Origin of the sequence: Neptunomonas concharum, from assembly GCF_008630635.1 — a bacterium.
GTDB lineage: Bacteria > Pseudomonadota > Gammaproteobacteria > Pseudomonadales > Balneatricaceae > Neptunomonas > Neptunomonas concharum.
Genome location: NZ_CP043869.1, coordinates 3,095,759 through 3,105,000 on the forward strand (window position 1 = coordinate 3,095,759; position 9,242 = coordinate 3,105,000).

Annotated in this window: 5 protein-coding genes and 2 rRNA genes (1 of these 7 cut by a window edge); 3 read left to right on the forward strand and 4 right to left on the reverse strand. The window is 44.9% G+C overall.

Annotated elements, in window-relative coordinates; all coding sequences use genetic code 11:
* The first annotated feature begins 158 nt into the window (after positions 1-158).
* The 3 genes from F0U83_RS14695 to F0U83_RS14705 are packed head-to-tail and all read left to right on the forward strand — an operon-like array spanning position 159 to position 5,940.
* A complete protein-coding gene (locus tag F0U83_RS14695) occupies positions 159-2,321 on the forward strand; it encodes a TonB-dependent receptor plug domain-containing protein (RefSeq protein ID WP_138987981.1) in 2,163 nt (720 codons plus the stop codon).
* A gap of 27 nt (positions 2,322-2,348) precedes the next feature.
* Complete coding sequence (locus F0U83_RS14700; RefSeq protein ID WP_138987982.1) at positions 2,349-3,272, forward strand: ABC transporter substrate-binding protein; 924 nt, start codon at positions 2,349-2,351, stop codon at positions 3,270-3,272.
* Between the two features lies 1 nt (position 3,273).
* Positions 3,274-5,940 carry an ATP-binding protein gene (locus F0U83_RS14705; RefSeq protein ID WP_138987983.1) on the forward strand — a complete coding sequence of 889 codons (2,667 nt, stop codon included), beginning with the start codon at positions 3,274-3,276 and terminating at the stop codon, positions 5,938-5,940.
* Here F0U83_RS14705 and F0U83_RS14710 read toward each other — a convergent pair.
* From F0U83_RS14710 to F0U83_RS14725, 4 genes are all read right to left on the reverse strand, one after another.
* Positions 5,932-6,306 (reverse strand): hypothetical protein, encoded by a 375-nt coding sequence (locus F0U83_RS14710; protein WP_138987984.1) that lies wholly within the window; start codon positions 6,304-6,306, stop codon positions 5,932-5,934. The genes F0U83_RS14705 and F0U83_RS14710 overlap by 9 nt on opposite strands.
* 18 nt (positions 6,307-6,324) lie before the next feature.
* A complete protein-coding gene (locus F0U83_RS14715) occupies positions 6,325-6,798 on the reverse strand; it encodes a DUF2489 domain-containing protein (protein WP_138987985.1) in 474 nt (157 codons plus the stop codon).
* A gap of 132 nt (positions 6,799-6,930) precedes the next feature.
* Positions 6,931-7,046: ribosomal RNA gene (gene rrf, locus F0U83_RS14720) — 5S ribosomal RNA — on the reverse strand.
* A 114-nt stretch (positions 7,047-7,160) separates the two neighbouring features.
* Positions 7,161-9,242 (reverse strand): 23S ribosomal RNA (locus F0U83_RS14725); it runs 808 nt beyond the window's last position.

Below are 9,242 nucleotides of genomic sequence, written 5' to 3' on the forward strand. Positions count from 1 at the left end.
ATAATTCGCTATTCTTGAACGAATATTTCATTAGGTAGTAGGTATGTTTGACTGGATTTTAACCAACAATGGCTTTGTCATAGAGGCGCTAATTATGCTGGTTGTTATTATCTATGTTGGTACGCGTATCTGAGTACAGCCATTTTTTGAGGTAATTTATGCTATTCCCCCACATTAGAAACCGTACCTATGTACTTCTTTGCAGCATACTTTCTGCTGCTAGCTCGACAAGCCATGCTTTTACAGAGACCGACCTGTTTGATGATATCCCTGAAATATCTTCGGCAACACGTATATCCCAGAACTTGGCTGAAGTACCTATTTCAAGCACTGTCATTTCAGAAGAGCTTATTAAAGCATCCGGCGCACTTGATATACCGGATTTGATGCGACTCGTACCTGGCTTTCAGGTATACCACCCAAACGCCAACAAGTTTGCAGTCACCTATCATGGAGGGTCCGGGGAGTTCCCAAGAGATCTCGAAGTACGCATCAATGGCCGTCCAGTCTATATCCCGTTGCTTTCTACTGTAGCGTGGAACACACTTGGTATATCTATCCATGATATTCGCCAAATCGAAGTCATTCGTGGCTCCAACGTCCCCTCTTACGGTTCGAATGCGCTGATGGGCGCTATAAATATTGTGACCAAGTCCCCGATTGCCGCCTCATCTAATCAGGTAGGAACAAGCGTGGGGGCTCAGGGGCGTAGGAACTTTAATGGATCCTTCAACGGCAGCAGCAATAACCTTTTTTATCGCGTAAGTTTAGCCAGAGAAATGAATGAGGGCTTCGACTTCCAAAAAGATGGAGAGCAGCTCAACTTAGGGAATATCCACCTCACATTTACCCCGACACTCTATGATAGCATCGATTTTTCTGCCGGTTTCAATAGAGGTACCATGGGCATTGGTAATGGTAGACATGTAACAGACTTTCAGGATCGTGAACATACTTCTCACTTCCAACATTTACGGTGGAACCATAGCACGTTGAATGGACATGAGCTTAGCATGCAGCTCTACCACAACTATCTGAACCTGAGTACGCCCACCTACCAAGCATCAACACTACTTGGAGACCCAGGATTAACCCAATTCAATCGCGTACTTGGGTATATGAGTTCAGTCATGGGAGGTGCGTATCCTTTTACTTCATCCAGTGTGAGTGACTTTTATGTCAATACCAACGCTGAAGTTGGAAAAAACCATGTGTATGGAGGTGAGTTACAGCACCTTTTTTCCCCATTTGAAGCATTAACACTCGCTTCAGGGCTAGGCTTTCGTTACGAGAAGAGCTTAAGTACTCCGTTGCTTAACTCAGAAAGCTATATCGACGAAGAAACCTATTTTTTATTTAGTAATGCCGAATGGAAGCAAACCAAAAAACTGACATGGAATGCTGGCTTCATGTCCGAGTTCACAACCAAAGTTCGCCCGGCAACCTCTACGCGCTTGGGGGCAAATTATCAGCTAAATGACAGCTTTACACTGCGCGGGGCAATAACTCAAGCTTATCGTACACCCTCGTTATTAGAGAAAAATGCGCAGAGTACTTATATCTTCCCAGAAGGCGTACCCTACGACTACATTGTAACAAAGACTGATCATCTAGACTCAGAAAAGCTCATCGCTGCTGAACTAGGCGCGTTCTGGAAGCTACCCCAATATAACGGTTATATCGACGTTAAGCTGTACCAAGAAAAAATAACTAATGGTATTGGCTCCAGATTCTATGAAGGCCCTTATGATATGGGAGCAATAGCTTCTGCCCTGAGAAGCGGTCAAGATATCAATGACGTTTTAACTCAAGTATATACAGGCTCTTTTATGGGCGATGAGGCTAGAGAAAGCTGGAATGCAGACTATTTCAGGAATCATGGTCTAGAGCTGCAGGCTAGTCTGCACCCTCGCCCTGATACCTTACTGCATTTTGCCTATGGCTATAACGAAATAAACGGCGTGCAAAGACGCGGACAAGTACAGGGGGAAGGTGGGTATCCTGGGAAAGTCGACCTTCTATTTGACGGTCGAGCGCCCCAACATACCGCGACACTTCTGTTAAACCGACAATTTTCACCTTCCGTAGACGCAAGTTTGATTTTTAACTATATGTCAGATGTTGTTTGGAAGGACTCTGTACTTTCCGATGGCCTAAAAACAGTGGACGCTAAACTAACGCATACACTCCCAATTGGATCCAAGAAGCAACTTACCTCCAGTATTTTGGTCAAAAATATCTTTAATGAGCAGTATTCTGAGTTCCAAGAAAAGAATAATTTTGAACGACGTCTATACTTACTCTTATCGATGGACTTTTAGCTGAGATCAGCAAGGATGCTATAGGAGATGAAAAGTAAGGTAATACACCCGATATTTTTCAGGGCATCAATATTTGCCATACTCCTTTTTATATTTAATTCAGGGCTAGCAACAGCAAAACCTACTACCGCTTTGTTGCTTAGCCCCACGTCTCCTATCTACGAAACGGTTGCGAGTAATCTTATTCAGAATATACCTCGCCACAGCGTTTTGTTCGAAAAAAGATCACCTATTAATGCGAGTGAGAGCCTCACCAGACCAGACTTTATTGTCAGCATTGGAAGCGAAGCATTTCACAGCGCTTTACAGCACTATCCGCAAACGCCACTCATCGCAAGCTTTCTCCCTAAACGTGTATTCAACGAGGGCTACCAAAATAGACAAGGCCTAATGACAGCAATTTATGTCGATCAACCCTTTGATAGGCAAATCTCTTTTATTCGAGCGCTCCTTCCACAAGCCGTCACCATCAGTACGGTTTTTGGCGAATCATCAGTCTACGAAAAGCAAGACTTACTCAGCGCCATTGAATCTCAAGGTATGACATTACTATCTGTCGTTTTAAATAACACAGAAAGCCCAGTGAGTGTGCTCCAACAGGTCATACAGGATGGTGATTTATTCTTAGCAATTCCTGACAAGTCGGCATTTAATAGGGCCAGCGCCAAATGGTCTATCTTTATTGCATTGAAATCACAAAAGGCACTCATCGGTTTTTCAGAAAAATACGTTGATGCAGGCGCCTTCGCTGCCCTCTATTCCACACCTGAAGATATCGGAAAACAAACGGGCACCGTAGTGTCCGGTTATCTGCAATCAAAAAGACTTCCTACTCCAGCTTATCCTGAAGAGTTCTCCATCAAAACCAATCTGAGTACCGCTAGGCTAATAGGCATACCTATCCCTTCCCATGAAGTAATAAAACACAAAATGGAAGGAAAGAATCCGTAATATGAAAACTTTATCACTGCCAAAAATTGGGATTAGACACAGGATTCTGTTATTAACCCTTTTACCCTTACTTTTTATTTCATTAATTCTCGGTGGTTATTTTACCTATACTCGTTTTCAAGATGCAGAGTTGAATTTAATCGAGCGAGGGCAACTTCTCGCCCGACTACTCGCATCCTCTTCTGAATTTGGTTTAATAACGAATAATCATGAATTACTGCAAGCAACCAGCAAAGGCCCTCTTCTTGAACAAGATGTTTCAGACATTCTTTTCCTAAATGGGCGCTATGAAGTCATTCAACGTTCTGCTCAATTCCCTATAAACTTAAAAATAGGGGCTCCTAGCGCGTATCAACAAGACCAATACTGGTATTTCACACAACCCGTTGTCACTACAGGCATTCCATTTTTAGATAATCCGGAGTTTCAAGATACAGAGCAAATTATCGATACCGTAGGCTGGGTAGTCATCGTTGTTTCTGAAACTCGTACACTAAAACAACAGGAACAAATTTTACTGACAAGCGGAACTCTTTTAATTATAGGAATTATTATTACGTTCCTTATCGCTCAACGATTCGGCAAACGTATTAGCCACCCTATTTTAGGCCTTACGAGAGTAATGGAAGAAATTCAAAATGGTAACTTAGATGCCAGAATGTCCCACACCTATACCGGTGAGTTCAACCTACTGTCACAAGGACTCAACGACCTTGCGGATACCGTGCAAAAGTCCATTACTGATCAAAAAACACGTGTTGAACTAGCTACACGTCGCTTGCAGTCGACATTACACCACCTAGAGCAACAAAATGCAGCACTCGCAAAAGCTCGCCGCCAAGCCGATGAAGCCAATCAAGCGAAGGATGACTTCCTAGCAAGAATGAGCCACGAGCTACGCACTCCCCTAACGTCAGTAGTTGGTTTTGCACGTTTACTACAAACAACCTCATGCTCCGATGAACAGCTCGAGCACATACGCATTATTAATCAAACAGCTCTGATGTTGCTGTCCATTGTCGATGATATTTTAGATTTCTCTAAACTACAACGGGACGCTATATCTCTGGAAAGGATACAATTTAGCCTAGAAGATATCATATACGATGTTCTAGAGATGCAGGCTCCATCAGCCTTCGATAAGAATTTAGAGCTCATTAGTCATATTCAGTCAGCACCTAATTTAGAAGTACTAGGAGACCCTACTCGTTTAAGACAAGTGATCTCGAACCTCGTCGCCAATGCCATTAAGTTTACGGACAAAGGAACGATAGAAGTTCATCTCGAAAGCAGTACCTTAAACACTCAACAATCGATGTTTACTATCAAAGTCATTGATACAGGTATTGGTATTCCCCAAAAGCATCTTGATCAGCTCTTTCAGGCATTTATGCAAGCCGATACAACGATAACAAGGCGTTTTGGAGGATCCGGTTTAGGATTAGTTATTACCAAAAAGCTAACCGAATTAATGGGGGGAAAACTCTTTATGGTTAGCCAAGAGGAGCAAGGCACAACGGTAACTCTTCAAATTCCTTTACGGACACATATCCACCTTAACAAAAACCAGGAAAAATCTGATTTTTTAACCACACCCATTTTGCTTTTTGAAGAAAATGTGTCACTTCGCCGCTCCATCGTTAACACGCTTGAAAGTCGAGTTCGTACTGTCCACTCGGTGCAATCACTAGAAAAATTCTTACAATTGGCTCCCAAATTTCACATAGCCATTCTTAGCCTACCCAGTAAGGTTGACGCTCTTCCAATATTTTTCTCTGCCGCTGAGCAGGTCATTAAAGAGGCCATCGAGTTAATCTTAATTCATCCGAGCAACATTACTCTTCCCAAACCACTTCAAAACATCACCACTATAAATAAACCATTACGCCCTAGTGGCCTTTATCGTGCACTACACCTCGAGCATAGCCCTGCTCACCTACCAGTCGACGAAAATGATAAATCACTAGAGAACTTACGAATTGTTGTCGCTGAGGATAATAAGTTTAATCAGCTATTAATCCATACAGTCTTGCGAACATTTCATATCGATGTTTTTAGTGCAGAGACTGGTTTAGAAGCCATAGAGCTAGTAGAAAAAAACCAACCCGATTGCGTGATTATGGATGTTCATATGCCGGTTATGGATGGGCTTGAAGCAACTAAGAGAATTAAGTCAATTTACCCAGATTTACCTGTTATTGCTTTAACCGCAAACATCATAGAGCACGAACACTTAGCACTACTAAAAGCTGGTATCTCTTCTGTTTTATTAAAACCAATAAATGAAGCCGAGTTAATGAACACTATAAAATCATTAACAAAGACACTAGAGCCCCCCTCCATCCAGATTCAGACACCAGTAGACACTCAAACGCTACAATTAGATAAATATAATATACCGCAAGCGTGGCTATACAACGAGATGAACCAACTAACGGAGAAACTAACAGATGCTGTGAAATCGTTAAATAGTCGAGCTGTAAGGGAAATAAACCATCAATTGAGCGGACTAGCAGGGCTTTACGAGCTACCAGAAGTGGAGTGCTGCACAATCGAAATACACGATTTGTTATCCACTCCTGAGCAAAACTGGAATGAACTGTGGAAACGAGCATGGCGACTGAGCAGACTAATCAGAGTATTGCACGAAGAAGCCGTATCAGAATGACCGAAAAATGGGAGTGTCGTTAATGAGCTTATTGAGTTTACTTTTTTGCTCTTCTACCTGCGACATACCCTGCGCATTGTATCTAAAGCCTCCCCCGCTAAACTTAATATCTTTTCCCTGATCAGCAGAGACCTCAATTTCATAACAGGCTTGCCGGATAGATTCGAGTTCAGGATCATGAACGATAGGTATACCGATAAATAATGACCATTTCTCACCATCAAGACTCCCATCACAAAGCGCAGAGATGAGATCTAAGATCTCCTCTCTTGTCGGCCTATACACCGGCGGGCGCCCAAACAAGAGCGCTAACGTCAAGAGCAGTAAAAACGCCAAACATATAAGAAAAACAATTAGAAAGTCCATTACGCCCTTGGTAAAGGTTTAACACTCATTAAAGTATTCAGATAATCCCTGCCCCACACGCTTCATCTCCTCACCATGTTTGAGTTCTATCTTCTCAATAGCATCTAAATATTTTCTCCGCGTAGGTCTATCAAGCGCTTTCCACGCACTCAGAATAGGAATGTGTTCTGTTTGATGAAAAATATCTAGTAAAAGTCTATTACGAGGTTTCGCTAGCAAATCGCTGTCATAATACTCCAACAGCGTTTTTATTCTTATTGCACCTTCAACAGCACCAACTTGCCCCTCAGACAAAGCCTTTGATAACACCCTTAAACTTTCTAGCACATAAGCCCTTTTCTCTTCAAGACGACGCTCTTGATCTTTTAAAGCCTTTAGTTTCTTAGCATTATGGTCTTTAAGTGCTCTATATCGTTTTAGAATAAATACAGAGAGCCCTACAATTACAATGAGGCCAATAAAAATGAGTAAAAGCACAATTTTTTCAGACATTCATCCCCCTAGGCTACCTGATCCACAACGCTGCGTAAGTATAAAGGAATCGATAAGGATTAACGATGCCCTAGAAGGGCTATAAAAAAGCAAAAACCCCGGCTACAGCGTAACCGGGGTTCTCTAAAAGGCGCTTGGCAATGACCTACTCTCACATGGGGAGACCCCACACTACCATCGGCGCTAAGTCGTTTCACTACTGAGTTCGGGATGGGATCAGGTGGGGCCAACTCGCTATGGTCGCCAAGCATAAACTGTCACAATACGGATTCGATGAATAACAACCTGTCTCTAACACAAGCCCTATGGGACTCTATCTTCTTTACGTCAACTCTGTCTCTTCCACACGCCTTTGGCGTTATATGGTCAAGCCTCACGAGCAATTAGTACTGGTTAGCTCAACGCCTCACAACGCTTCCACACCCAGCCTATCAACGTCTTAGTCTTAAACGGCTCTTTAGGGGGCTCAAGGCCCCAGCGAGATCTCATCTTGAAGGGGGCTTCCCGCTTAGATGCTTTCAGCGGTTATCCCGTCCGAACGTAGCTACCCGGCAATGCCACTGGCGTGACAACCGGAACACCAGAGGTTCGTTCACTCCGGTCCTCTCGTACTAGGAGCAACTCTTCTCAAATCTCAAACGCCCACGGCAGATAGGGACCGAACTGTCTCACGACGTTCTAAACCCAGCTCGCGTACCACTTTAAATGGCGAACAGCCATACCCTTGGGACCGGCTTCAGCCCCAGGATGTGATGAGCCGACATCGAGGTGCCAAACTCCCCCGTCGATGTGAACTCTTGGGAGGAATCAGCCTGTTATCCCCGGAGTACCTTTTATCCGTTGAGCGATGGCCCTTCCATACAGAACCACCGGATCACTAGCACCTACTTTCGTACCTGCTCGACGTGTCTGTCTCGCAGTTAAGCACCCTTATGCGCTTGCACTCATTGGCTGATTTCCGACCAGCCTGAGGGTACCTTCGTGCTCCTCCGTTACTCTTTGGGAGGAGACCGCCCCAGTCAAACTACCCACCACACAATGTCCTCGATCCGGATTACGGACCTGAGTTAGAACCTCAACAGTACCAGGCTGGTATTTCAAGATTGGCTCCACGCATACTGGCGTACACGCTTCAAAGCCTCCCAGCTATCCTACACAAGTAATGTCAAAGTCCACTGTGAAGCTATAGTAAAGGTTCACGGGGTCTTTCCGTCTAGCCGCGGGTACGCTGCATCTTCACAGCGAGTTCAATTTCACTGAGTCTCGGGTGGAGACAGTGTGGCCATCGTTACGCCATTCGTGCAGGTCGGAACTTACCCGACAAGGAATTTCGCTACCTTAGGACCGTTATAGTTACGGCCGCCGTTTACCGGGGCTTCGATCAAGAGCTTCGCCGAAGCTAACCCCATCAATTAACCTTCCGGCACCGGGCAGGCGTCACACCCTATACGTCCACTTTCGTGTTTGCAGAGTGCTATGTTTTTAATAAACAGTCGCAGCCACCTGGTATCTTCGACCACCAACAGCTTACGGAGTAAATCCGATCACCATCAGCGGCGTGCCTTCTCCCGAAGTTACGGCACCATTTTGCCTAGTTCCTTCACCCGAGTTCTCTCAAACGCCTTAGTATTCTCTACCTGACCACCTGTGTCGGTTTGGGGTACGGTTCTTTATAACCTGAAGCTTAGAAGCTTTTCCTGGAAGCATGGCATCAACTACTTCACTCCACATGGGAGCTCGTCATCAGTTCTCAGTCTTAAAAGGACCCGGATTTGCCTAAGTCCTAAACCTACTACCTTAAACGCGGACAACCAACGCCGCGCTAGCCTAGCCTTCTCCGTCCCTCCATCGCAGTTATAAAAAGTACGGGAATATTAACCCGTTTCCCATCGACTACGCATCTCTGCCTCGCCTTAGGGGCCGACTCACCCTGCCTCGAATAGCGTTGGACAGGAACCCTTGGTCTTCCGGCGGGGAGGTTTTTCACCTCCCTTATCGTTACTCATGTCAGCATTCGCACTTCTGATACCTCCACGGTGCCTCCCGGCTTCCGCTTCAACGGCTTACAGAACGCTCCTCTACCATGCCATAAATGGCATCCGCAGCTTCGGTGTCTAGTTTTAGCCCCGTTATATCTTCCGCGCAGGCCGACTCGACTAGTGAGCTATTACGCTTTCTTTAAAGGGTGGCTGCTTCTAAGCCAACCTCCTAGCTGTCTAAGCCTTCCCACATCGTTTCCCACTTAACTAGAACTTTGGGACCTTAGCTGGCGGTCTGGGTTGTTTCCCTTTCCACGACGGACGTTAGCACCCGCCGTGTGTCTCCCGTGATTGCACTCATTGGTATTCGGAGTTTGCATCGGGTTGGTAAGTCGGGATGACCCCCTAGCCGAAACAGTGCTCTACCCCCAATGGTGAGACACGAGGCGCTACCTAAATAGCTTT

Excerpts from the sequence above, each read along its gene's own strand:
- F0U83_RS14695 (WP_138987981.1), top strand. The coding sequence starts at position 159 with ATGCTATTCCCCCACATTAGAAACCGTACCTATGTACTTCTTTGCAGC.
- F0U83_RS14700 (WP_138987982.1), top strand. The coding sequence starts at position 2,349 with ATGAAAAGTAAGGTAATACACCCGATATTTTTCAGGGCATCAATATTT.
- F0U83_RS14705 (WP_138987983.1), top strand. The coding sequence starts at position 3,274 with ATGAAAACTTTATCACTGCCAAAAATTGGGATTAGACACAGGATTCTG.
- F0U83_RS14710 (WP_138987984.1), bottom strand. The coding sequence starts at position 6,306 with ATGGACTTTCTAATTGTTTTTCTTATATGTTTGGCGTTTTTACTGCTC.
- F0U83_RS14715 (WP_138987985.1), bottom strand. The coding sequence starts at position 6,798 with ATGTCTGAAAAAATTGTGCTTTTACTCATTTTTATTGGCCTCATTGTA.